The organism is Desulfomicrobium baculatum DSM 4028 (assembly GCF_000023225.1).
In the GTDB taxonomy this organism is placed as follows: Bacteria; Desulfobacterota; Desulfovibrionia; order Desulfovibrionales; family Desulfomicrobiaceae; genus Desulfomicrobium; species Desulfomicrobium baculatum.
The window spans coordinates 667,188-689,844 of record NC_013173.1 but is presented as its reverse complement, the minus strand read 5'-3'; the positions used below and the strand labels follow the sequence as shown (position 1 = coordinate 689,844).

The window sequence follows — 22,657 nt, the reverse complement described above, 5'->3', positions numbered from 1 at the left end:
GGTCTTCTTTAAGAAAACAGTTTCTACCAGCCCCAGGTCAGGTATTCATGGATCGAGTCGGCGGCCTTTCTGCCCGCGCCCATGGCCAGGATGACCGTGGCCGCTCCGGTGACGATGTCGCCTCCGGCCCACACGGCTTTTTTCCCGGTCTTGCCGGTCTCCGGGTTGGCCATGATGTATCCCGATTTGCCCAGAGGCAGGTCGGGGGTCGAGCGGGTCAGCAGCGGGTTGGCCCCCGAACCTATGGCCACGATGGCCAGATCGCACTCGATGACAAACTCCGAACCCGGAACAACCACCGGGCGCCTGCGTCCGGATGCATCAGGTTCGCCAAGTTCCATGCGCACGCACTCGATCCCGGTCAGGCGACCCTTCTCGTCACCCAGATAGCGCACCGGGTTGGACAGCAACTCGAAATGGAGGCCCTCTTCCTCGGCGTGGTGGATTTCCGCGCTTCGGGCCGGCATCTCCGCCCGTGAGCGACGATAGACGATGCTGACCTTCTCCGCGCCCAGGCGCATGGCCGTGCGCGCGCTGTCCATGGCCACGTTTCCGGCTCCAAGCACGACCACATTGCGGCCGTGGGGAATGGGCGTGTCCACCTGCGGGAAAAGGTAGGCCTTCATCAGATTGGCCCGGGTCAGGTATTCGTTGGCCGAGAGCACGCCGATCATGTTTTCGCCGGGGATGTTCATGAACCGGGGCAGACCAGCGCCCACGCCCAGGTAAACCGCGTCAAAGCCCTGCTCGAAAAGCTCGTCCACCGTCTCGGTGCGACCCACCACCACGTCGCACTCGATCCTGGCCCCCTGGGCCTGCAGACAGGACACTTCGGACGCGACAATCTCCTTGGGCAGCCTGAACTCGGGGATGCCGTAAACCAGCACCCCGCCGGGCTTGTGAAAGGCCTCGAAAATGGTGACCTCGTGCCCTTTTAAAATCAGGTCTCCGGCAACGGTCAGGCCGGAAGGGCCGGAACCGACCACGGCCACCTTCTTGCCCGTGGCCTTTTCACGGGACGGCAATTCGCAGGCATGATTGGCCCGCTCCCAGTCCGCAGCGAACCGCTCCAGGTTGCCGATGGCCACGGCCTCGCCCTTGCGGCCAAGGATGCAGTTGCCTTCGCACTGGACCTCCTGCGGACAGACCCTGCCGCAGACCGCCGGGAGGCTGTTGCGCTCCCAGATCTTGCCGATGGCCAGATCGAATTTTCCGTCGGCGATATGCTTTATGAACTCGGGAATGGCGACGCCCACAGGGCACCCCTGCACGCAGAGCGGATTCTTGCACTGCAGGCAGCGGCTCGCCTCGGCGATGGCCATTTCCGGCGTGTAGCCCAAGGGCACTTCTTCAAAATTTCTGGCCCGAACGTGAGGATCCTGTTCGGGCATGGCCTGACGTGACTTCTGGTTCGCGGCCCCCATCTACAGTTCTCCTTTGCATTTGCACTTGTGATGACTGAGCTTTTCCTGTTCCGTGTAGGCTTGCAGGCGAAGGATCAGTTCGTCGAAATCCACCTTGTGTCCATCGAACTCAGGGCCGTCCACGCAGCCGAACTTCGTCTCGCCGCCGACAGAGACCCGGCATCCACCGCACATGCCGGTGCCGTCGATCATGATCGGGTTGAGGCTGACCAGCGTCGGGACATTAAATTCCTTGGTCAGAAGAGAGACGAACTTCATCATCGGCACGGGCCCGATGGCCACAACCTGGTCTACGCCGCCCTGCTCCAAGAGCTCCCGCAGCACTTCGGTCACGAACCCCTTGCGACCGTGGGAGCCGTCATCGGTGCAGATGTGCAGTTCATGAGAGGCCTGGCGCATCCTGTCTTCCAGGATAAGCAGGTCCTTGTTGCGGGCTCCGATGATGGAGGTCACCGTGCTCCCTGCGTCCTTCATGCCGCGCGCGATGGGATGCAGCACCGCCACCCCTGTCCCGCCGCCCACGCAGACGACGTTCTTGCCGCCCTCAATATGCGTCGGCTGGCCCAGCGGGCCGATGACGTTCTGATAGGAGTCCCCGACCTGAAGCCGGGAAAACAGTTCCGTGCTCTTGCCGACCACCATGTAGATGACCGTGATCGTGCCCTTGGCCGGATCGGTCTCGGCCATGGTCAGGGGGATGCGCTCACCGTCCTCGTTGGCCTTCAAGATGACAAACTGTCCGGGCCGGGCCTTGACGGCGATGCGCGGCGCCTCGATCTCATTCAGCACGACCGTTCCGCCGGCCATTTCCTCGCGCTTGATTATTCTGAACATTCCATTGTCTCCCGTAACACTGGTGAAAATGCGGACCGTGACGATGGATGTTCCGCAGTCGCCTCGATCATCGGGTACTCCCCGCACCGGGCCGGCGAACCGGCTCCGCCCAACGCGTCAGAACTTCCCCATAACCGGTTGCGCCCGCCATGAGAAGTGCAATTTAACCCCATATGTAGCCGGACTCACCTGATTTTTCTTCATATGGTCGCTCCGGACAGTGAACGAAAAAGCCCTCCGTCTCAAGAAAGAGGGAGGGCGTTCACATATCCATACAAAGACGGCCCGGACCGTATTCGCAGCACTTCGTTCCCGGCTTCACCCGCCCAGGTAGGCCTGGATGACCCGCTCGTCGTTCAACAGCTCTTCTCCCGTGCCCTGCAGGACGATGGCCCCGGTTTCGAGCACATAGGCGTAGTGGGCCACCTTGAGGGCCGCGAAAGCGTTCTGCTCAACCAGAACGACGGTCTTGCCCTGGGCATTTATGACCTTGATGATCTCGAAGACATCCTTGACCAGCAGCGGAGCCAGTCCCAGGGACGGCTCGTCGAGCATGACCACATCCGGCGCACTCATCAGCGCCCGGCCCACGGCCAGCATCTGCTGTTCACCGCCGGACAGGGTCCCGCCCTTCTGATTCTGACGCTCGCGCATGCGCGGGAAGAGGTCGAAGACCCACTCCTTGTCGCGCTCGATCCCGTCCTTGTCGCTGCGGCTGAAAGCGCCCAGGTACAGGTTCTCGGCCACCGAAAGATGCGGGAAGATGCGCCGGCCTTCGGGGGCCATGACGATTCCGCCTTTGACGATCTCCACCGGGTCGAGGGTGGTGATATCGCGATCGTTGTAGGTGATGGTGCCTTTCTTGTTCTTGATAAGCCCTGAGATGGCTCTGAGCGTGCTGCTCTTGCCCGCGCCGTTGGCCCCGATGAGGGTCACGATCTTGCCCGTGGGCACATCCAGCGAGATCCCCTTGAGGGCGTGAATGCCCCCGTAATATACATGCAAGTCACTGATCTTAAGCATATTTCACGTACTCCTCACCCAGATAGGCTTCGATGACCTTGGGGTTGGACTGAATGGATTCAGGGTCGCCCTCGGCGATGGTCACTCCGTAGTCCAGAACCCACATATGTTCGCACACGCCCATGACCACTTTCATGTCGTGTTCGATGAGCAGGATGGTCAGGTCGAAACGGGTGCGGATAGTGCGGATGAAAGCCATGAGTTCCATGGATTCCTGGGGGTTCATACCTGCCGCAGGCTCGTCGAGCAGCAAAAAGCGAGGCGAGGTGGCCAGGGCGCGGGCGATCTCCAGACGACGCTGCGCGCCGTACGGCAGACTGCTCGCCTTTTCCCCGGCGATGTCCCCAAGTCCGACCACTTCGAGAAGCTCCATGGAGCGCTTGCGGATCTCGCGCTCTTCGCGCAGGGACGCGGGCGTCATGAGCACGGACTGGATCCAGCCCGTGCGCTGGCGTACGAAGTTTCCGATCATGACATTTTCAAGCGCAGTTTCGTTACCGAACAGGCGGATGTTCTGGAAGGTGCGGGCGATTCCGGCCCGGCAGACCTGATGCGGGGACTTTCCCGTCAGTTCCTTGCCCTCGAAGAAAACCTGGCCTTCAGTTGGCCGGTAAAAGCCCGTGACCATGTTGAAGCAGGTAGTCTTGCCCGCGCCGTTGGGGCCGATAAGCCCGGTGATGCTGCCCTGGGGGATGCAGGCACTGAATTCCGACACGGCGACAAGGCCGCCGAAACGCATGGTCAGATTTTTGGTTTCGAGAATCGTGCTCATGCCTTACCTCTCTTCATGAACCGGGCCACGCCGTCCCAGGTGATTTCACGCATGCCCATGATACCTTCCCGGCGAAAAAGGATGACCAGAATGAGCACCAGGGAAAAGACGACCATGCGCATTCCGGGGATGCCATCCATGCTCCAATCCCCGATGGTGATGGGATTCTCGACGATCCGGAGCCATTCAAGCACCACGGTGATGCCGGTGCCCGCCAGGATAGAGCCGGTGATGGAGCCAAGCCCGCCGGTGACCACGATCATGAGCACGCTAAAAGTCAGGGTGAAGAGGAACATCTTGGGGTCGATGGTGGTCAGAAGGCTCGCCAGCAGCGCCCCGCCCACCCCTGCGAAAAAGGCACCGAAGGTGAAGGACAAGAGCTTGATCTTAAAGACGTTGATGCCCATGGCCTTGGCTGCGGTCTCGTCGTCGCGGATGGCCTTGAAGACGTTGCCCGTGTTGCTGTTCACGATGCGGATGACAAAATAGAGGGTCAGCAGACACCAGCCGAAATTCCACCACAGGTTGGCGTGATCCGGGATGCCCTTGAAGCCGAGCGCCCCATTGGTCACGCGCGGGATGTTGTTGCCGATGACGCGCACGATCTCCGCGAAACCCAGGGTCGCAATGCCCAGATAGTCGTCTCCCAGACGCAGGAGGGGCGCGCCGATGACAATACCGAACAGAGCCGCCACGAGCCCGCCCGCGATCACCGCCACCAGAAAAGGGGCGTGGGAGTTCTGCACCAGAGGAAAGGCCTCCTGCAGTATGAAGAGCGTGGCCTTCTGGTCCGGAGTCATGATCAGGATGGAGCAGACGTAGGCGCCGATAGCCATGAAGCCTGCATGGCCCAGGCTGAACATGCCGGTGAAGCCGTAGATGAGGTTCAGCGACAGGGCCAGGATGATGTTCACGGCGATGAGGTTCAGGATCTGGATCTTGTAGCCGTCCAGATTCCCTTCGGCCCACCACAGAAAAAGTCCCAGGCAACCCACCAGCACGAAATTGAGAAGTATGGTTGTATTGCGGTTCATCAGACCTTGTCCTCCGTCTTGACGCCCATGATGCCGGTGGGCTTGATCAGCAGCATGCCAATGAGCAGGATGAAGGCGAAGGCATCACGATAGCCTGCCAGATCCGGGAAAAACGCCACGGTCATGATTTCGATGAAGCCAAGGAGCAGGCCACCGATGACGGCCCCCTGAATGGAGCCGATACCGCCGACAACAGCCGCGATAAAGGCTTTGAATCCGGGGATGGCGCCCATGATGGGCTGCAATTGCGGATACCGGAGGGCCCACATGATGCCGCTGGCGGCAGCCAGGGCAGAGCCAATGCCGAACGTCAGGGCGATGACCTTGTTCACAGGCACGCCCATGAGATAACTTGTCTCGATATCCTTGCTGATGGCCCGCATGCCCAGCCCAGCCTTGGTGTGGTAGACGATGTAGACCAGGACCAGCATCAGGAAGAACGAAAGCACCGGCACGAAAAGGGTCAGGGGCAGAACGCGCACGTCGCCCCAGAGCAGGGGCTTCTCCAGCCATTCCGGGCGGTACACCTGGCGGGGAATGGCCTGGAAGAACACGATGGCCACGTTCTGCAGAAAAAAGGAAACGCCGATGGCGCTGATCAGGGCCGATATGCGGGGCGCATCGCGCAGCGGGCGGTAGGCGATGCGGTCGACCAGGATACCGATGCCCGCGACGCTGATGACCGAGACGATCATGGCCACGGCCCAGGGCATGTGAAAAAGGGTGATGCCCCAGAAAACGAAGTAGGCGCCGAGCATGAAAATTTCGCTATGCGCGAAATTGATGAGTCGCAAAATGCCGTAGACCATGGTGTAGCCGATGGCGATAAGCGCGTAGAGGCTGCCCAGGGTCAGGCTGTTCAGGAAGTGCTGGATGAATGTTGCCAGATTCATGGACGATCCTTGTCTGAATACGGCGGCAGGGGTTCCCCCCTGCCGCTCACGCCAAAAAAGCGCTCATTCAGAGAATTAGAGTTCGGGAGTGATGGCACCGATGTAGGTCTTCTTGCCGTCCTTGATCATGACCAGGCCAACCGGCTTTTCAGCGTCGTGGGTCTCGTTGATGGTCGTGGTGCCCGTCACGCCGACAAAGCCCTTGGTAGCGGCCAGGGCGTCGGTGATGGCCTGCGGTTCGGCGGAACCGGCGCGGGTGATGGCGTCCATGATGATCATGTAGGCGTCATAGCCCAGGGCGGCGTTGACGTTGGGGTCACTGTCGGGATTGATCTTCTTCCACTCGTCGGTGAACTTCTGAGCCACGGGGTTCATGTCGGGCATGGACGGATCGTAGGGGAAGGTGGTGTGCATGAAACCTTCCACGGCAGAGCCGCCGATGGCGGTGATCTCCGGATTGTCCATGGCGTCGCCGCCCATGATCTTGAAGGTTCCGCCCAGTTCCTGGACCTGCTTCATGATGATGGCGCCTTCGGCGAAGTAGGAGGGAATGAACAAAACGTCAGGCTGCTTGCTCATGATTTCCTGCAACTGGGCAGTGAAATCCTGGTCGCCGGACTGATAGTTCAGGGTGGCGACAATTTCGCCGCCCAGCTTGGTGAAGGACTTGTTGAAGAAGCTGGCCAGGCCGACGGAGTAGTCGTTGGCCACGTCGATGAGCAGAGCGGCTTTTTTCAGGCCCAGATCGCGATAGGCATAGGTGGCTGCGCCGGCGCCCTGGAAGGGGTCGATGAAGCACACGCGGAAGATGTACTTCTTGCCCTGGGTGACGAGCGGGTTGGTGCAGCTGGTGCCGACCTGCGGGATACCGGCCTTTTCGGAAACTTCACCACCGGCCATGGCCAGGGAAGAACCGTAGGTGCCGATGATGGCCTGGACTTTTTCCTTTTCGATCAGGCGCTTGACCGCGTTTGCGGACTCGACCTTGTCGGACTTGTTGTCAACTACGAACAGCTCGACCTTCTTGCCGAGAACCTCGCCCATTTCCTTGTGGGCCATCTGCACGCCTTCCAATTCCAGCTGGCCGCCAAAGGCATTCTGACCGGTCAGGGGCAGAAACACGCCAATCTTCACAGTCTCGTCGGCAGCCAAAGACATGCCGGCGAAGCCGCAAACCATGGCCAAAACCATGCACAGGACTCCTAGTCGTTTCATCAAAAAATCCTCCAAGGTGAACGTTGAATCCCGGAGACTACGTCGCGCGCCGCGCCCCGTATCACCGGCTGCCGTTTGGCTTCGCGCAAACGCGACGAAGCCTGCCATGAACCCGGAAACCCAACGCTTCCGGCTTCCCTTTTTCCTCGTCCAGGGTGGAGCCCGCAAAGGCTCCGGAGCAGTGATACTCTGTAATCTACCAAGACACCACTGCGGAAATTTTCTTGGCCAGCTCAACCAGATAGCCGGCGAAACGCGTCTCGAACTCTTCCATGGAAAAACGGTCCGTGGAGGAGTCGAAGCTCACCCCGCCCACGACCTTGCCGGTGCGCAGGCTGTACAGCGGCGCGCCGATGGCGATGAGCCCGGGCACGAACTCTTCACGGTTGCGTGTATAGCCGCGCTCCACGGACTGATGCAGATCCGCCAGCAGCTCCGGCGCGGAAGTGATTGTCTTGTCGGTCTTAGGGGTCAAGGAGAGACGCGAGACAAAAGCGGCAAGCTCTTCATCGCTCATGAAGGCCATGGCCGCCTTGCCGGCAGCCAGATAATACGGCTCGGAGCCATAGCTGAACGAGCGGAAAGCCTTGGTGTCCTGGGATTCGCGACGATAAATCAGATAGATGGAATCTCCGGACAAAAGGCCTACGTCGACATGCACGCCGTGGCGCTCATGGGCCGCGTCGACCTGGGTCTTGACGGCGCGCTCCAGCTCGCTTTTCTCAAGCATGGCATGGGCCAGGGCCAGCATGCGCACCCCAAGCCTGTACAGGCCGGTGCGATCGTCGCGCTTCAAAAAGCCGAGATCGCAAAACGTATTGACGTATCTGTATATGGAAGTCTTGTTGATGCCCGTGCGGCGGGAAATCTGGGCGAGAGTGTAACCGACGTCGTCATCGCCGAAAATATCTAGAATCCAGAGGCCTTTGGCCAATGTTTCGGAACTGTTGTCCTTGCCTGCCATGGATGATTCCGGTTGACGATGAAAATGCGCTGAACGATTGGAAATACCGAAATAATGAACAACCCGTTCCGCTGAGAGAACCTATTCGTGAAGCTGCGAAACGGCTATGCGAAAAGAGCGGGATTTGTCAACATGAAGTCATAAGGGATTGTTGGCCGCCTCCGACATCCCGTGCCCAAGCGAAAGTTGAACATGGTGCTGGATTTGCTTCCCGGACCCTGCTAGCACTCAGGCAGGCGGAAACGAATCACTTTTGCGGGAGAACTCATGGACCTACAGTATTGGCATTGGCTTGTTTTCGGCATGATCCTCATCATCGCCGAGATTTTCATTCCAAGTTTCACCATTGTCTGGTTCGGACTGGCCGCGCTGGCCGTGGGCGGTCTGGTCTGGCTTGCCCCGGCCTTGAGCCTGACCATGCAACTGTTGCTCTGGGCCATATTCTCCGCACTTTTGGCCACGTTCTGGTTTGTGGTCATGAAGCCGCGCATGCTGGACAAAACCCGCGCCGGCATGTCCCGCGAGGCACTGCTGGGCGAAACCGGCCAGGTCATCCGCACGCCAGAGGGCGATCGGCGCGGCGTCGTGCGCTTCTCCAAACCCCTGCTCGGCTCCGACGAGTGGTCCTTCATCTGTGACGAACCCGTGCAACTGGGAGACCGGGTCCAGATCCGCGACGTATCGGGCAACACACTTGTGGTCGCCCCGAAAAACAACAAACAAGCCCTCTAGGAGATCATTATGTTCAGTCCAGGACTTATCGTAGTCGCTTTCCTGCTTCTCTTGGTCATCATCACCATCAGCATGGGCGTGCGCATCGTGCCCCAGGGCTTCAAGTTCGTCGTCCAGCGCCTGGGCAAGTACCACAGCACCCTGGCCCCGGGCTTGAACATCATCATTCCTTACATGGACACCGTGGCCTACAAGGTGACGACTAAGGACATCGTCATGGACATCCCCTCGCAGGAGGTCATCACCCGCGACAACGCGGTCATCATCACCAACGCCGTGGCCTACATCAACATCGTGTCCCCGGAAAAAGCAGTCTACGGGGTGGAAGACTACCGCATGGCCATCCAGACTCTGGTGCAGACCTCGCTCAGGTCCATTGTCGGTGAAATGGACCTCGACGACGCCCTGTCCTCCCGGGACAGGATCAAAGCCAGACTTAAAGAAACCATCTCCGATGATATCTCGGACTGGGGCATCATGCTCAAGACCGTGGAAATCCAGGACATCAACCCCTCCGACACCATGCAGCACGCCATGGAAGAACAGGCCGCGGCCGAACGCGCCCGGCGCGCCACCGTGACCAGGGCCGAGGGCGACAAGTCGGCGGCCATCCTGCAGGCCGACGGTCGCCTGGAAGCATCCCGCCGCGACGCCGAGGCCAAGGTCGTGCTGGCCGAAGCGGACCGGGAGGCCATCGTCAAGGTGGCCGAAGCCACCAAGGGCGGCGAACTGCCGCTGGTCTTCCTGCTGGGCCAGCGCTACGTGGACGCCATGCGCAAGATGGCCGAGAACAACAACTCCAAAATCATCGTCCTCCCCGCCGACCTGCCCGCGGCAGTGCGCGGGATCATGGGGACGCTCGGCAAATAGAGAAGGCAACGTCCCTGCCTTTACACCACTTCAAGACGGCGCGCCCGATGAGTCGGTCGCGCCGCCTTGAACCCTTCCACTCGAGCCTCATTTTCTCCGCCCAGAGCCGCGAACCCCTTCTCCATTCGACCGCTATTCAAATGACCCCAATCACCCATTCCGGGGGAAAATGCTCCTCCGAATAATTGGTCAGAGAAAGCCAAGAAGGCTTGACCATCTGTATCCAAATGAATACACATATAAGCATGAACACGGTGTACCGATCCTCCCTGTTTGACTCGTGGTTGCGATCCCTGCGTGACAAGGCTGCGCAGGCCCGCATTTTCAACCGCATCCGGAATGTCGAGCTAGGCAACCTTGGAGACTACAAAACCCTTGGCGGCGGGCTATTCGAATTGCGCGTGCATCACGGACCGGGATACCGTTTGTACTTCACCCGGAATGGGGAGACAGTCGTCTTCCTGCTGGCTGGCGGGGAAAAGTCTACTCAAGGCAAGGATATCCTCCGAGCCCGAAAATTGATGGAGAAATAATATGGATATGACAAAATTCGAGCGCTTCGACGTGGTGGATTATCTCGACAACGAAGAGGTCATCGCGGAATATCTCACCGCCGCGATGGAAGACCCGGACCCGGACATGTTCCTGCGAGCCGTCGCGGACGTGGCCCGCGCGCGCGGCATGACCAAGTTGGCGCAAGACTCCGGACTTGGCCGTGAGAGCCTGTACAAGGCTCTGCGCCCTGGCTCCAAGCCCCGCTACGAAACCGTAAGCAAAATACTGACTGCGCTGAACGTTAAGATCAAGGCTGTTCCTGCGCATTGATTTGAAGACGATGCATCAATAACGATGGAATGTCGGCTTGGTGAGGCTTGGATAATAGAACTGTTGGGCTGGTAAATCGAGCAACGCAATGACAGTTTACAATATGGATTTGAGCGAGAAGCTGGTATCGGCCGCTGATGCCGTGCTCCGAGATTCTGATGGAGACTTTGATTCTTTTCAAGCAGTTTCCTACCTCAGTCTCCTTGCATGTGAGATCGCGATGAAGGCTCTTCTCGAGCGGGCCGGCTTTCCGCCGGAGACCATTCGGAAACGCTCTCACAACTTGTCGTTATTGCTCAAGGACTTCTGCGACTGCGAAGTTCCATTTGTCATACATGAAGAAACTCATTGGGTCCGTGCTACGGATATTCGCGGCAAGCCCATTCAATCTGGAACTTCGGGAACGGTGGGACAAGTCCTTGAAGGAGAATCTCGCGGGGCCTCAAAATACCCGAACCAAATACGGTATGGCACTCAATATTCCCACTTTCCCCCGGGAGCGCTTCTTGAGACTGCGAAGCAGGTTATCACGTGGGGGCATCAACATTGGGACAGTATCCGGATGGTCCAAGAGCACGGGTCGTCCAACCAGTAGCAGTTCCTGACCACTATCCGCTGCAGCTTCATAGTGGCTGGATATCTCCACGGGCTAAATTTAATTTTGAGACGTAAGGAAATCTAGTGCACGAAAAAAAATTCGATCCCAAAAAACTGGAAAAACTGAACAACCCTTTGCGGCTCCAGGACATCCCGCCAGCCTATATCTGGAACAAGCTGAACAGACCCAAAGCAGACGTGCTTCTCGAAATAGGCGCAGGAACGGCCTTTTTCAGCGTGGCCTTTCTTCAGCACGCCAAGCCTTCTAAAATGTATGCCTGCGATGTGTCCGAGGTGATGCTCAACTGGATGCATGAAAACATCGTTCCAAATTTTCCAGGAATCATCCCGGTCCAAAGCGAGGAGAACTCGATTCCCCTGGACGACGAAATCGCCGACGTCGTGTTTACGATCAATCTTCATCATGAACTGGACAACCCGACCCTGCTACTTGCGGAGGCGTTCAGAACATTGAAGCCCAGCGGGACCGTTTTCATCGTCGATTGGAAAAAGCAGAGCATGGCCGAGGGTCCGCCAACGGAAATCAGATGCGCGCCTGAACAGGTCATGGAACAACTGCTCAATGCCGGTTTCAAGAACGTGAATGTATTTGACGAATTGCCGAAGCATTTCCTGCTGGTCGGCGAGAAGGATGGTCAAAGCATTTAGGAGTGCGGATCAACCGGATCCCCGCCCAGGCATTCCAGCGGCTTCCCGACGGCCCGGACGACTCGCCCTCGGGAGGTGACAACCTCCCCTCCCCGCGCTATGCGGGATCCTGCCTGAAACACGAGGCCCATCAATAACCCTCAACCCCGGAGATTGGATGTTCAGCGCATCATTGGATTTTGTCGGCACGCTCCGCAGGGGCGACGCCCGGTGATCTAGCCGGGCCGTGGCCCCTGCCCCGTCCTCAATTGATTCATCACGAGGAGGAGCATCATGGGCTACACCAACGCCACGGAAGTTTTGCCGAAGACCATTCTGGAGGCCGTGCAGAAGTATATCGATGGGCAGTGCGTGTACATCCCGCGCCGGGATGACCGCAAAAAAGCCTGGGGAGAAGAGACGCAGACACGCGCGAACATAACGGCCAGAAACCGCGAGATCCATGCCCGGCACGCCCGGGGCACGGGAGTGCGGGAACTGGCGGAACAGTTCTACCTGTCCCCCAAGACCATCGCCAAAATTCTCCGCGCACGGAGCACCGGAAGGTGAACGCAGCGCCATGGGACCGTCCCATGGCGCTTTTTTGTTTCATAACCGTCCAGGGGCGGGACGGACGCATCGCAGTCGTATACTCCCCGATCAAACAAACACGGAGATGCGATCATGACCTTTGACTCGACCACACTTTTTTCCCGCCATTTCCAGCTCCAGACCATGATGGGGCCCAACTGCCTGCGCATCCTGGACGAACTGCTCACCAGGATCGACCTGCCGGCCAATGCCCGCGTGCTGGACCTTGGCTGCGGCATGGGTCTGACCTCCATGGCCCTGGCCAAAGGCTATGGCTGCACCGTGACCGCCGCCGACCTGTGGATCCCGGCCGAAGACAACGCCCGGCGCTTCGCCGAGGCCGGCCTCTCGGGCCGGGTCACGGCCGTGCACTGCGAGGCCCGCGCCCTGCCCTTCGAGCCGGAGTCCTTCGACATTGTGGTCAGTATCGATGCCTGGCACTACTTCGCCGCGGACTCGGCTTTCTTGACCACGCACCTGCTTCCCCTGCTCAGACCCGGAGGCCTGCTTGCGGTCGGCGTCCCCGGCCTGCGCCGCGCCTTCGACGCCGTGCCGGACGACCTGCGCCCCTACTGGGTGGACGGCATGAACTTCTTCACCCTGCAGTGGTGGCGGGAGATGTGGCTGCAATGCACGGGGCTGACCCTGCGCGAGGCTTTCGACATGGGCTGCCATAAGCAGGCCTGGGCCGAATGGCTGGAGAGCGACAACGAGCACGCCAAGACCGACATGGTCATGATGGACATGGAAGGGGGCCGCTATTTCGCCACTCACGGCCTGATCTGTGAAAAACAAAACTGGTGAGACCTGCCATGATCCCGGAACGCCTCGGCTTCGACCCATGGTTTGCGGCCCATGCCCCTGAATCACAGCCCGAGGGCTGCGCCATCGCCCGCGTCTGCGCGGTCGACCGCAGCTCGTATTGCCTCAGAAACGAGTCCGGCGACGTACCGGCGGAGCTGTCCGGGAAGCTCTTATACCAGAGCGAGAGGACGACGGATCTGCCTAGCGTCGGGGACTGGGTCGCGGCGCAGTATTACGACCAGGGCAGAGCCGCCATCATCCACCAGGTCTTCCCGCGCAAGACCTTCCTTCGGCGCAGGGCTGCGGGCGGCAGGGCCAATGAGCAGATGATCGCCGCCAACGTCGACATGGCCTTCATTGTCCAGTCGGGCCATTTCGACTTCAATCCCAACCGGCTGGAGCGGTACCTGATCATGGCCGCGGACGGACAGGTGGAACCGATTGTCCTCCTGACCAAAACGGACCTGCTGACGGAAGAGGAGCTCGAACACCGGCTTGCGATCATCGCCTCCGTGACCACGGCCCGGATCATCGCCCTGAGCAGCGTGACCGGCGCCGGACTTGGCGAACTCCGGGGCGCCCTTGCCCCCGGAAAGACCTGCTGCCTGCTCGGCTCCTCGGGCGTGGGCAAGACGACGCTCGTCAACCGCCTCATGGGCCTGGACGCCTATGCGACCCGGGCCGTCAGCGCCACGGGCGAAGGCACCCACACGACCACCCGCCGCCAGCTCATCCTGCTTGAATCCGGGGCCATGCTCATCGACACGCCCGGCATGCGGGAGCTGGGCATCCTCGGGGCGGGGGACTGCGTCGACATGGGTTTCGGGGAGATGGCCGCCCTGGCCTCGGACTGCCGGTATGCCGACTGCACGCACCGGCACGAGCCCGGCTGCGCCGTCAGGGCCGCCATCGAACGCGGCGACCTTGAGGAGGAGCGCTATGCAAGCTACCTCAAACTCAAGAAGGAAGCGGAATTCAACGAGATGTCGTCGCTGGACAAACGAAAGAAAGACAAGGCCTTTGGCCGACTCGTCAAGTCGGTGAAAAAAGGAATGAAAGGCTGATCCGCATTTTCTAGAAGGCCTGGCGATACAGCATGCGCAGCATGTTTTCGGGCAGATTCTGATGCCACAATCCCTGGGAATCGGCCAACAGCCAAACCGCGAGGAGCAAGGCCACGCATCCCAGTCCAATGCTCCAGAACGGCACGTCTCTGCCCCAGGCGCGCAGGGTCACGCAGCCGGGCACCGGACAGACGGACTGGCAGCGCATGCAGCCCACGCATTCCGGGCTGCGCACGTCGTCCCTCAGGTGCACCGGGATGCCGCCGGGACAGGACGCGCTGCAGCGGCCGCACTGCACGCAGGCGTCCTTGTCGCGGCGGATGCGCACGGGGCTGCCCCAACTCAAGAGGCCCAGCAGCGCTCCGTAGGGGCAGAGATAGCGGCACCACGCGCTGCGCAGAAGGACTCCGAGCACGGCCAGTCCGGCCAGGACCATCAGGGTCAGCGACGAAGGATCGAGAAAAAAGTGCAGCATGCGGGCGTCGGCCACGAAATTGTACGGATTGGAAGCGAACTGCTCCACGGCCCGTAAATCCATGCCCACGAAAACCGTGTACAGAAAAAAGGCCAGCAGCGCATATTTGGGAGCGTGCAGCAGCGCATCGACGCGCGGGCCGGGAACCCTGGAGAGCCTCAGCTTCCGGCCCAGACGGTTGAGCAGCCCGGATGCAAGGCCCACCGGACAGACGTAGCCGCAAAAACCCTTGCGCAGGAGCAGGGCCATGCCCAGCGCCGCGAGGAAAATGGCCAGCCCCGCGGGATGGACCACATCCCACACCCCGCTTTCGAGCAGGCGCCGCAGACCCATCAGGGCCGCGATGGGCAGAAAGGCTTCGACGGAGGCAGGCCTGGTTACCGGGATTTCGCTGTGGCCTGTCATCCACTGCACGAAGTGGTAGAATTTCCAGCCCGAATACAGGCAAAAAATCAGAAATGCCGATTGGATCAGACGTTGGAACACGGCAGGTGACGGCAGGGTGAAACGCACGGGATTCCTCGCAAAAAATCATGAACTGTTGAGACTCGCCCTTTGATCAGAAAAGAGCGCGCGCGTGGGGTGCAGTACACCTGAGCACTTGTGCAGGACAGGCTGTGCAAAAAAAAGTCGAAATGTCTTAAAAATCAAGGTCTGGACTGATTGACGGAGTAGCCAAGCATAATGAATGCCACATTCAGAACATCAAAACCCGGCACGGTTTTCATTGGTAGCGGGGCAACATCATGGAAACTTTGCAAAAAAAGAAAAGGCCGGAATCTCTTCCAGCCTCTGTCTGCCCCTTCCACGCCAGGCCCTATTCTTTTCCCGGCAGCTTCAGATGATCAAGCACTTTCTGATGCGCCAGTTTCGATTTCTCCGTTTCCAGAGCAGGGATCTCATCGCGGTCCACGTAGCGAATGGCCGCGCACGGGCACATCTCCACACAGGCCGGTCCCATGCCCACCTGGCGGCGCTGGGCGCACATGTCGCACTTGGCGACCATGACCCCGCGATCGGTCTCAAACATGGCGCTATGCGGACAGGCCAGGATGCAGTTCTTGGTCTGGCAGCCCCGGCAGAGCATGGACTGCAGGATGATCGCCCCGTCCTTGTCCCTTTTGAGCGCCCCGCGCGGGCAGGCGTTGGCGCACTTGGGGTTTTCGCAGTGCTGGCAATACAGCGGCACCATGACCCCGTCGATGGTCCGGGTCATGTGGATGCGCGAGGTGTCGTTGGTGAAGCGGCACACGTATTCGCAGGTCTCGCAGCCGATGCACAGGCTGTAGTCGATGTACAGGGTCTTCTGGCCGCTCATGCCTGCCTCCCGAATCCGGCCTCGTTGGTCACGAGGTCGTTGTAGTCATAGGCGTCGAGCCTGTCCTGGGCTTTGAGATCCAGCCAGTTGGCCAAGGAACGGGCCGCGCGCAGGCCGCTGTAGACCGCCTTGCCGATCTTGCTCGGGCCGCTCAAGGCGTCGCCGGCCACGAACACGTTCTCGATGGCGGTCATGTGCAGCCAACGCACCTCGCCCTTGCGCACGTCCTCAAGGCCAAGCTCCTTGGCGAACGGCGGTGTGGCCGTCTCGCCGATGGCGGCAACCACCAGATCCACGGGCAGGACCGAAACCTCCGTCCCGTTCTGACCGGGACGGGAAATCTCCAGCCCCTCGACCGTGCCTCCGCCCAGGACCCGAAGCGGCGTGGTGCGATCCAGCCACTCCACGCCCATCTGCCGCAGCTGCTCGATCTCGAAGGCTCCGCACGGCGCTTCGCGGCTGGTGCGCCGATAGATATGATAGACCTTGGCTGCTCCGAGATGCACCGCGCTGTGGGCCACGTCCACGGCCGAATGCCCCGCGCCGATGACGGCCACGGTCTTGCCCGCGACATCGGGCAGCTTCACGTTGGGCGCGCTGTATTTGACGGCGCGGATAGGGAAAAGAAATTCAAGGCCCGAGAAAACGCCGGGCAGTGTCTCGCCTGGAATGCCGAGCTTGCGTGAACGCCAAGAGCCCGTGCAGATCATGATGGCGTCGTGCTTTTTGACCATGTCGCCGAAGCCCAGAATCTCGCGGCAGAAATGGTCCCCCTCCTCGTCATGCAAGGGTCCGCTGCAACAGATCTTGGTGTGGGTGTGAAAGATGACCCCCGCCTTTCTCTCAAGATTGCGCGCGCCCAGATCTATGCGCTCCTTGGGGATGCGGTAGCCGGGAATACCGAAAAGCATGAGACCTCCCGGCTTGGGCAACTTGTCGTAAACCTCGACCTGGTACCCAAGACAGGACAGATAGCCCGTGGCGGCCAGACCCGAAGGGCCCGCACCGATAATCCCGACGCTGCGGCCAACAGGCGCGGCCGGTTCGGAACACAGGAAATTGAAATTCATCGGGTCCATGGGCACTCCATTATCGTTTATGACCGTGTCAGAATCATCTGTTCCGCCGTGACGCCTTTGTCAAGATAGAGCAATCATTCACAAAGACCACGGTCATCGCGCCCGAAAAAGTCACATTTTTTGATCTGCGTCAAAGCTTCTGCGCATCCTTCCCCGTAAACCCCTTCTCAACGGAAACGACAACACCCCCCCAACAATGGAGGCTACCCCTCATGTTTTGCAATCAGTGTGAACAGACCGCCAAAGGAACCGGATGCACCAAGGTCGGCGTATGCGGCAAGCAGCCCGACGTCGCAGCCCTGCAGGATCTTCTCATCTACGCCTTGCAAGGGCTCTCCCTGGTCACGGCGCAGGCCCGGGCCAAAGGCGTGTCCGATGCGGCCGTGAACCGCTTCATCAATGAAGGCGTGTTCTCGACCCTGACCAATGTGGATTTCGACCCGGCACGTTTTCAGGTGCTCATCAATGAAGCCGTAGCCCACCGTGAAGCCATCAAGCTCCGGGCCGGCCTGACCGTGGACAACCCCGCCGCCACCTTCACCCCGGCCGCCACCCTGGAAGGCTTGGTCGCCCAGGGCGAGCAGCACGGCATCTCCGAGGCGCTGGAAGCCCATGAAGACCTGCGCTCCCTGAAGCAGATTCTTATCTACGGGCTCAAAGGCGTGGCAGCCTACGCCGACCACGCGGCCATTCTCGGTCATGAAGACGAGAGCGTATACGAATTCGTGCAGCGCGCTCTGGTCAAGAGCCTCGAAAACCTGGGCGTGGACGAGCTTGTCGGTCTGTGCATGGAGTGTGGCCAGATCAACCTCAAGGCCATGGAACTCCTCGACGGCGGCAACACCGGCACCTACGGCCACCCCGTACCCACGGAAGTTCCCCTCGGACCAAAGAAGGGCAAGGCCATCCTGGTTTCCGGCCATGATCTGAAAGACTTGGGGCTGCTCCTGGAGCAGACCGCCGGCAAGGGCATAAGCATCTACACCCACGGCGAGATGCTGCCCTGCCACGGCTACCCGGAACTCAAAAAACACCCGCACTTCCATGGTCATTACGGTACCGCCTGGCAGAACCAGCAAAAGGAATTTTCCGAATTTCCCGGTGCGATCCTGATGACCACCAACTGCATCCAGAAGCCGGTCGAGTCCTACAAGGGCAACATCTTCACCACCGGCCTGGTCGGCTGGCCCGGCGTGACCCACGTGGGCAAGGACTTCTCCACGGTCATTGAAAAGGCCCTTGAGATGCCCGGATTCGCGGCCGATGAGGACAAGGGCAGCGTTTTGACCGGCTTTGCCCGCAATGCGGTCCTCGGCGTTGCCGACAAGGTCATCGCGGCGGTCAAGAGCGGCGACATCCGCCACTTCTTCCTCGTGGCGGGTTGCGACGGGGCCAAGCCAGGCCGCAACTACTACACGGAATTCGTGGAAAAGGTTCCTCAGGATTGCATCGTGCTGACCCTGGCCTGCGGCAAGTTTCGCTTCTTCGACAAGAAGCTCGGCGACATCGGCGGCATCCCGCGCCTTCTGGACATCGGCCAGTGCAACGACGCCTACTCCGCCATCCAGATCGCCTCGGCCCTGGCCGGAGCTTTCGGCTGCGGCGTGAACGACCTGCCCCTTTCGATGGTGCTGTCCTGGTACGAGCAGAAAGCCGTGGCCATCCTGCTGACCCTCTTAAGCCTCGGCATCAAGGGTATCCGCCTCGGGCCCACCCTGCCCGCCTTCATCACCCCGACGGTGCTGAACGTGCTGGTCGAAAACTTCGATATCAAGCCCCTGACCACCCCGGACGAAGACTTGAAAGCCATTCTCGGCTAATATTAACTCACCATCCCTGCATCACCAAGGCCTTGCCCCGCGCAAGGCCTTGGTTTTTTTTGGAGGGGGGGGGAGGGAAGCGAAATCATCCCTGATGACGCTTCATTCCTTGCTGCCCGGTTGACACTACGGCCCGTTGTGGCCACAGGGTTGGTATTGATCGCCAAACCTGAAACAAACCGGACTTGCGCCCATGGAATATTTCAACAACCTTTTGGCCAGGGGCGAGCACTTCGTGACGAGGTCCATCGTGCATGCCCGGCGCGAAGACACGCCTGCTCCGTGGTTCGTGATCCGCCTGCTGCGGACCCTCCTCTTCGCGACCCGGGATTTTCAAAACCGCCAGGGTTCCCTGCAGGCATCCGCCCTGACCTTCTACACCCTCCTGTCTCTGGTGCCGCTCGCGGCCATGGCTTTTGGCATCGCCAAAGGCTTCGGACTTGAACAGCTGCTTGAAAAAGAACTGCTCCGCAATTTTGCCGCGCAGCAGGAGGTGGTCCTGCAGGTCATCGCCTTCGCCCGCAACATGCTCGACAACACAAAGGGAGGGCTCATCGCCGGCATCGGCGTCATCATCCTGTTCTGGTCCGTGATCAAGGTTCTTGGCAGAATCGAACAAAATTTCAATCGAATATGGGCTGTCCCCTCGCGCTCGATGTCGCGCAGGCTGAGCGACTACCTGGCCATCATGCTCATCGCCCCCCTGCTCCTGATCTTGTCCGGCAGCGCCACGGTCTTCATCGCATCCCAGGTGCGGGCCATTTCCAACCAAGTCGGCATGCCCGGCATGCTCGACCCGGCAGTCTCCCTGGGCCTGGGCTTCGCCCCCTACCTGCTGCTCTGGGCCCTCTTCACCCTCCTCTACCTGATCATGCCCAATACCCGTGTCCAGTTCGCAGGCGCACTGCTGGCCGGCATCCTGGCAGGATCGGCGTACCAGCTCCTGCAAGTCAGCTACATCGCTTTTCAAATCAACGTGGCCAGCTACAATGCCATTTACGGCAGCTTCGCGGCCCTGCCCCTCTTTTTGATCTGGCTGCAACTGAGCTGGCATATCGTTCTCTTCGGGGCCGAGATCGCCCACTTCTTTCCCCATTCAGACACCGTCGCGGCAGAGCCGAAATGGCGCGAGCGGAGCATGGCGCAAACCAGGCTGCTGGCGCTGGCGATCTGCCATGAGATCGTGCAGCGCTTTCACCGCGATGAACCGAGCTTAAGCGAAGAAATCATTGCCTCGGAGTTTGACATGTCCCGCAGTGAAACCTCCGAAATGATCAACATGCTGGTTCACACGCACCTCCTGCACCGTGTTCAGCCCGAAGGGGACGAAACGCCCCAACTGCAGCCAGCCCGCGACAGCGCCAACATCACCATCCGCGACGTGCTTGCTGCCGTCGACAATGCTCATGCGAACCCGAGCTTTACCCATGACCAACCCAAGCTTGCGGCCATAGCCGCTTGCCTGGACACGCTGCGAAACGACCTCGACCACACTGCCGCCACAAAATTGCTGCGCGATATCGAACCTGCGCAATGCCAAGGGGCCGGCTCTGCAGATGCCACGAAGAAAAATTAATCAATTTTGTTTAAACCATCCCAAATTAACCACCAACAATTCGGAATGAAATTACAAAAAAGTAAATTATGATGGAGCACAGCCATCGATTCAGAAAAATTCTTTCCATGCAGCCCAATCTTCCAGCCCCCCAGTTTACGCTTTAACCATCTAATATTAAAATATTTTATCTTTCCATTTGGCAACAAAGTCTTGGACAGACCATAGCTTCGTTTGCGTTGACCATTGCGGCATCCTTGTTGCTTGACAGCCTCCATGAGCACCTCAACCTGTTCCACAGAATTGCGCGTCCTGCTGGCCATCAGCAAGGTCATCGATCAGGCCCTGGACCTGGAAAGCGCTCTGGAATCAATTCTGAAAATCCTGTCCGACACCATGAGCATGCGCAGGGCCACGGTCACCCTGTACGACCCCCTCTCGGGCCGTCTGGCCATCTCCACTTCCTACGGCCTCTCGGCCCTGGAAAAGCAGCGCGGCGTCTATCGCATGGACGAAGGCATCACGGGAATCATTTTTCGCACGGCCAAGCCATACGTGGTCCCGGACATCTCCCTTGAGCCCCTCTTTCTGGACAAGACCGGCACGCGGCGCATCAGCCAGGAGCGCATATCGTTTGTAGGCGTGCCCATTCTGCTGCACGGCAGTCCCATCGGGGTCATGAACGTGGACCGCGTCTTCACGGGTCAGGAACAACTCGATGCCGACACGGAGTTTCTGACCGTGGTGGCCACCCTCATTTCTCAATTCTTAAGTCTTAACGAAAAAGTAAAAAAAAGAGAGGCCGCTCTCAAGCAGGAGAACACCTCCCTCAAATACCAGATCGCCCGGGAGAACCACGGCCCCTACATCGTCGGCAAGAGCCAGGCCATGCTGGAAGTGGAACAATACGTAGCCAAAGTCGCCATCACCAAAGCCACGGTGCTGCTCCTCGGGGAATCGGGAACGGGCAAGACCCTCATCGGGCGGATCATTCATGAGCTGTCGGACCGCAAGACCCACCCCTTCATCAAGGTCAACTGCGCCGCCATCCCTGAAAATCTGCTTGAAGCCGAACTCTTCGGCTACGAGAAAGGGGCTTTCACCGGAGCCAACAGCACGAAACCGGGCCGTTTTGAAGATGCGCACCTGGGCACGATTTTTCTTGATGAAATCGGGGAGTTGCCCCTCACTCTGCAATCCAAGCTGCTGCGCGTGCTCCAGGAACGAGAGTTCGAACGCATCGGCAGCAACAAGACGCGCAAAGTCGATGTGCGCATCATCAGCGCCACCAACCGCGAATTGGAAGCCCTCGTCGGCCACGGGCTTTTCCGCGAAGACCTGTACTACCGCCTGAACGTCTTCCCTGTGCATGTGCCGGCGGTCCGGGAGCGCAAGGAAGATATTCCGCGCCTCCTCAATCATTTTCAAAAGGAGATGGAACGCGAATACGGCCGCAGCCTGACCCTGACCACGGGCGCCCTCGACCTGCTGCTGGCCTATGACTGGCCCGGCAACGTGCGCGAATTGGAAAACCTGGTGGAGCGGCTGGTCATCCTGACCGACGACAAGCCGGTGGAAGCGGAGCTGGTGCGCGGGTTCCTCACGCCTGAAACACACCGGCCCGGACCGGCCAGGCACGCTCCAGAACCGCCCGCTCATCCCGAGCAGGAAGATTATTGCCAGCCGCTCAAGGAAACCGAACGCCGGGAAGTCCTGGCGGCGCTCAAACGAAACGCCTGGATTCAGTACAAGGCCGCCCGGGAACTGAACCTCACGCCCCGCCAGATGGGTTACCGGGTCAGAAAATTCAACCTCGAAGAGCTCATCGCCAAAGGGCGAGTCGATCACCGCAGACAGCAATCATAAAACCCCTCGGCCTGGCCGGAATCAATCCCTCCGACACGTTTCCGGCCGGGCCTCTCTTCCCGCTCCAAACTTCTCGTGCTTGAGGCACGCCCTTTTTCGTGTAAAGTACAGCGAAACGAATGGCGCAAGCCACGGATGTCAAGGGCTGGCGAGATATTTCTTAGCTCTTGACGAGCGTCAACGAAAAGCACAAGTGGAAATACCGAAAATTGCCCGACCCGTGATGGGCAACATTTCCCAGCAGGAGAACCAAG

The 22,657-nt window shown here is 59.6% G+C and carries 23 protein-coding genes; 11 read left to right on the top strand and 12 right to left on the bottom strand.

Annotation, left to right across the window (positions count from 1 at the left end; translation table 11 throughout):
- Positions 1-23: 23 nt before the first annotated feature.
- The 8 genes from gltA to DBAC_RS03135 all read right to left on the bottom strand — a co-directional run bounded on the left by gltA (position 24) and on the right by DBAC_RS03135 (position 8,159).
- On the bottom strand, positions 24-1,424 hold the full coding sequence (gene gltA / locus DBAC_RS03170; protein WP_015772841.1) for an NADPH-dependent glutamate synthase: 1,401 nt from the start codon (positions 1,422-1,424) through the stop codon (positions 24-26).
- Complete coding sequence (locus tag DBAC_RS03165; protein WP_015772840.1) at positions 1,425-2,258, bottom strand: sulfide/dihydroorotate dehydrogenase-like FAD/NAD-binding protein; 834 nt, start codon at positions 2,256-2,258, stop codon at positions 1,425-1,427.
- A gap of 318 nt (positions 2,259-2,576) precedes the next feature.
- A complete protein-coding gene (locus tag DBAC_RS03160; protein ID WP_015772839.1) occupies positions 2,577-3,281 on the bottom strand; it encodes an ABC transporter ATP-binding protein in 705 nt (234 codons plus the stop codon).
- Positions 3,274-4,053 carry an ABC transporter ATP-binding protein gene (locus tag DBAC_RS03155; protein WP_015772838.1) on the bottom strand — a complete coding sequence of 260 codons (780 nt, stop codon included), beginning with the start codon at positions 4,051-4,053 and terminating at the stop codon, positions 3,274-3,276. The genes DBAC_RS03160 and DBAC_RS03155 overlap by 8 nt, the downstream gene beginning before the upstream one ends.
- Complete coding sequence (locus tag DBAC_RS03150) at positions 4,050-5,087, bottom strand: branched-chain amino acid ABC transporter permease (RefSeq protein WP_015772837.1); 1,038 nt, start codon at positions 5,085-5,087, stop codon at positions 4,050-4,052. The genes DBAC_RS03155 and DBAC_RS03150 overlap by 4 nt, the downstream gene beginning before the upstream one ends.
- A complete protein-coding gene (locus DBAC_RS03145) occupies positions 5,087-5,980 on the bottom strand; it encodes a branched-chain amino acid ABC transporter permease (protein ID WP_015772836.1) in 894 nt (297 codons plus the stop codon). Before DBAC_RS03145 ends, DBAC_RS03150 begins: the two co-directional genes overlap by 1 nt.
- 75 nt (positions 5,981-6,055) lie before the next feature.
- Positions 6,056-7,195 carry an ABC transporter substrate-binding protein gene (locus tag DBAC_RS03140; protein WP_043810275.1) on the bottom strand — a complete coding sequence of 380 codons (1,140 nt, stop codon included), beginning with the start codon at positions 7,193-7,195 and terminating at the stop codon, positions 6,056-6,058.
- A 196-nt stretch (positions 7,196-7,391) separates the two neighbouring features.
- Positions 7,392-8,159 (bottom strand): IclR family transcriptional regulator, encoded by a 768-nt coding sequence (locus DBAC_RS03135; RefSeq protein WP_015772834.1) that lies wholly within the window; start codon positions 8,157-8,159, stop codon positions 7,392-7,394.
- Positions 8,160-8,426: 267 nt separating this feature from the next.
- On the opposite strand from DBAC_RS03135, the gene DBAC_RS03130 reads away from it, so the two are divergent.
- From DBAC_RS03130 to rsgA, 8 genes are all read left to right on the top strand, one after another.
- A complete protein-coding gene (locus DBAC_RS03130; RefSeq protein WP_015772833.1) occupies positions 8,427-8,891 on the top strand; it encodes an NfeD family protein in 465 nt (154 codons plus the stop codon).
- A gap of 9 nt (positions 8,892-8,900) precedes the next feature.
- Positions 8,901-9,761 carry an SPFH domain-containing protein gene (locus DBAC_RS03125; RefSeq protein ID WP_015772832.1) on the top strand — a complete coding sequence of 287 codons (861 nt, stop codon included), beginning with the start codon at positions 8,901-8,903 and terminating at the stop codon, positions 9,759-9,761.
- 227 nt (positions 9,762-9,988) lie between these two features.
- Complete coding sequence (locus DBAC_RS03120) at positions 9,989-10,294, top strand: type II toxin-antitoxin system RelE/ParE family toxin (protein ID WP_228644927.1); 306 nt, start codon at positions 9,989-9,991, stop codon at positions 10,292-10,294.
- 1 nt (position 10,295) lies between these two features.
- Positions 10,296-10,586: an addiction module antidote protein gene (locus DBAC_RS03115; RefSeq protein ID WP_015772830.1), complete on the top strand. Its 291-nt coding sequence runs from the start codon at positions 10,296-10,298 to the stop codon at positions 10,584-10,586.
- A 681-nt stretch (positions 10,587-11,267) separates the two neighbouring features.
- Positions 11,268-11,852: a class I SAM-dependent methyltransferase gene (locus DBAC_RS03105; protein ID WP_015772828.1), complete on the top strand. Its 585-nt coding sequence runs from the start codon at positions 11,268-11,270 to the stop codon at positions 11,850-11,852.
- Between the two features lie 273 nt (positions 11,853-12,125).
- Positions 12,126-12,401: a CD3324 family protein gene (locus tag DBAC_RS03100; RefSeq protein ID WP_015772826.1), complete on the top strand. Its 276-nt coding sequence runs from the start codon at positions 12,126-12,128 to the stop codon at positions 12,399-12,401.
- 114 nt (positions 12,402-12,515) lie between these two features.
- A complete protein-coding gene (locus DBAC_RS03095) occupies positions 12,516-13,226 on the top strand; it encodes an SAM-dependent methyltransferase (protein ID WP_015772825.1) in 711 nt (236 codons plus the stop codon).
- An 8-nt stretch (positions 13,227-13,234) separates the two neighbouring features.
- Complete coding sequence (gene rsgA / locus DBAC_RS03090) at positions 13,235-14,290, top strand: ribosome small subunit-dependent GTPase A (RefSeq protein WP_015772824.1); 1,056 nt, start codon at positions 13,235-13,237, stop codon at positions 14,288-14,290.
- Between the two features lie 10 nt (positions 14,291-14,300).
- Here rsgA and DBAC_RS03085 read toward each other — a convergent pair whose 3' ends face one another.
- From DBAC_RS03085 to DBAC_RS03075, 3 genes are all read right to left on the bottom strand, one after another.
- Complete coding sequence (locus tag DBAC_RS03085) at positions 14,301-15,278, bottom strand: 4Fe-4S binding protein (protein WP_015772823.1); 978 nt, start codon at positions 15,276-15,278, stop codon at positions 14,301-14,303.
- 304 nt (positions 15,279-15,582) lie between these two features.
- A complete protein-coding gene (locus DBAC_RS03080; RefSeq protein ID WP_015772822.1) occupies positions 15,583-16,083 on the bottom strand; it encodes a 4Fe-4S dicluster domain-containing protein in 501 nt (166 codons plus the stop codon).
- Complete coding sequence (locus DBAC_RS03075) at positions 16,080-17,162, bottom strand: FAD-dependent oxidoreductase (RefSeq protein ID WP_015772821.1); 1,083 nt, start codon at positions 17,160-17,162, stop codon at positions 16,080-16,082. The genes DBAC_RS03080 and DBAC_RS03075 overlap by 4 nt, the downstream gene beginning before the upstream one ends.
- 212 nt (positions 17,163-17,374) lie before the next feature.
- Here DBAC_RS03075 and hcp point away from each other — a divergent pair, with 212 nt between their 5' ends.
- Together hcp and DBAC_RS03065 are read left to right on the top strand one after the other, a co-directional pair.
- Positions 17,375-18,982 carry a hydroxylamine reductase gene (gene hcp / locus DBAC_RS03070; RefSeq protein ID WP_015772820.1) on the top strand — a complete coding sequence of 536 codons (1,608 nt, stop codon included), beginning with the start codon at positions 17,375-17,377 and terminating at the stop codon, positions 18,980-18,982.
- A 193-nt stretch (positions 18,983-19,175) separates the two neighbouring features.
- Positions 19,176-20,558 carry a YihY/virulence factor BrkB family protein gene (locus DBAC_RS03065; RefSeq protein ID WP_015772819.1) on the top strand — a complete coding sequence of 461 codons (1,383 nt, stop codon included), beginning with the start codon at positions 19,176-19,178 and terminating at the stop codon, positions 20,556-20,558.
- On the opposite strand, the gene DBAC_RS18685 is transcribed toward DBAC_RS03065, so the two are convergent.
- A complete protein-coding gene (locus tag DBAC_RS18685) occupies positions 20,555-20,815 on the bottom strand; it encodes a hypothetical protein (protein WP_143890775.1) in 261 nt (86 codons plus the stop codon). The genes DBAC_RS03065 and DBAC_RS18685 overlap by 4 nt on opposite strands.
- Between DBAC_RS18685 and DBAC_RS03060 the strand changes: the two genes are divergently transcribed.
- Positions 20,814-22,403, top strand: a complete 1,590-nt coding sequence (locus DBAC_RS03060; protein WP_015772818.1) for a sigma-54-dependent Fis family transcriptional regulator — start codon at positions 20,814-20,816, stop codon at positions 22,401-22,403. The genes DBAC_RS18685 and DBAC_RS03060 overlap by 2 nt on opposite strands.
- The last annotated feature ends 254 nt before the right edge of the window (positions 22,404-22,657 follow it).

What these genes read in the sequence shown, in the direction of transcription:
- gltA (WP_015772841.1), bottom strand. Translation starts at nt 1,424, where the DNA reads ATGGGGGCCGCGAACCAGAAGTCACGTCAGGCCATGCCCGAACAGGAT.
- DBAC_RS03165 (WP_015772840.1), bottom strand. Translation starts at nt 2,258, where the DNA reads ATGTTCAGAATAATCAAGCGCGAGGAAATGGCCGGCGGAACGGTCGTG.
- DBAC_RS03160 (WP_015772839.1), bottom strand. Translation starts at nt 3,281, where the DNA reads ATGCTTAAGATCAGTGACTTGCATGTATATTACGGGGGCATTCACGCC.
- DBAC_RS03155 (WP_015772838.1), bottom strand. Translation starts at nt 4,053, where the DNA reads ATGAGCACGATTCTCGAAACCAAAAATCTGACCATGCGTTTCGGCGGC.
- DBAC_RS03150 (WP_015772837.1), bottom strand. Translation starts at nt 5,087, where the DNA reads ATGAACCGCAATACAACCATACTTCTCAATTTCGTGCTGGTGGGTTGC.
- DBAC_RS03145 (WP_015772836.1), bottom strand. Translation starts at nt 5,980, where the DNA reads ATGAATCTGGCAACATTCATCCAGCACTTCCTGAACAGCCTGACCCTG.
- DBAC_RS03140 (WP_043810275.1), bottom strand. Translation starts at nt 7,195, where the DNA reads ATGAAACGACTAGGAGTCCTGTGCATGGTTTTGGCCATGGTTTGCGGC.
- DBAC_RS03135 (WP_015772834.1), bottom strand. Translation starts at nt 8,159, where the DNA reads ATGGCAGGCAAGGACAACAGTTCCGAAACATTGGCCAAAGGCCTCTGG.
- DBAC_RS03130 (WP_015772833.1), top strand. Translation starts at nt 8,427, where the DNA reads ATGGACCTACAGTATTGGCATTGGCTTGTTTTCGGCATGATCCTCATC.
- DBAC_RS03125 (WP_015772832.1), top strand. Translation starts at nt 8,901, where the DNA reads ATGTTCAGTCCAGGACTTATCGTAGTCGCTTTCCTGCTTCTCTTGGTC.
- DBAC_RS03120 (WP_228644927.1), top strand. Translation starts at nt 9,989, where the DNA reads ATGAATACACATATAAGCATGAACACGGTGTACCGATCCTCCCTGTTT.
- DBAC_RS03115 (WP_015772830.1), top strand. Translation starts at nt 10,296, where the DNA reads ATGGATATGACAAAATTCGAGCGCTTCGACGTGGTGGATTATCTCGAC.
- DBAC_RS03100 (WP_015772826.1), top strand. Translation starts at nt 12,126, where the DNA reads ATGGGCTACACCAACGCCACGGAAGTTTTGCCGAAGACCATTCTGGAG.
- DBAC_RS03095 (WP_015772825.1), top strand. Translation starts at nt 12,516, where the DNA reads ATGACCTTTGACTCGACCACACTTTTTTCCCGCCATTTCCAGCTCCAG.
- rsgA (WP_015772824.1), top strand. Translation starts at nt 13,235, where the DNA reads ATGATCCCGGAACGCCTCGGCTTCGACCCATGGTTTGCGGCCCATGCC.
- DBAC_RS03080 (WP_015772822.1), bottom strand. Translation starts at nt 16,083, where the DNA reads ATGAGCGGCCAGAAGACCCTGTACATCGACTACAGCCTGTGCATCGGC.
- DBAC_RS03075 (WP_015772821.1), bottom strand. Translation starts at nt 17,162, where the DNA reads ATGGACCCGATGAATTTCAATTTCCTGTGTTCCGAACCGGCCGCGCCT.
- hcp (WP_015772820.1), top strand. Translation starts at nt 17,375, where the DNA reads ATGTTTTGCAATCAGTGTGAACAGACCGCCAAAGGAACCGGATGCACC.
- DBAC_RS03065 (WP_015772819.1), top strand. Translation starts at nt 19,176, where the DNA reads ATGGAATATTTCAACAACCTTTTGGCCAGGGGCGAGCACTTCGTGACG.
- DBAC_RS03060 (WP_015772818.1), top strand. Translation starts at nt 20,814, where the DNA reads ATGAGCACCTCAACCTGTTCCACAGAATTGCGCGTCCTGCTGGCCATC.
- DBAC_RS18685 (WP_143890775.1), bottom strand. Translation starts at nt 20,815, where the DNA reads ATGGAGGCTGTCAAGCAACAAGGATGCCGCAATGGTCAACGCAAACGA.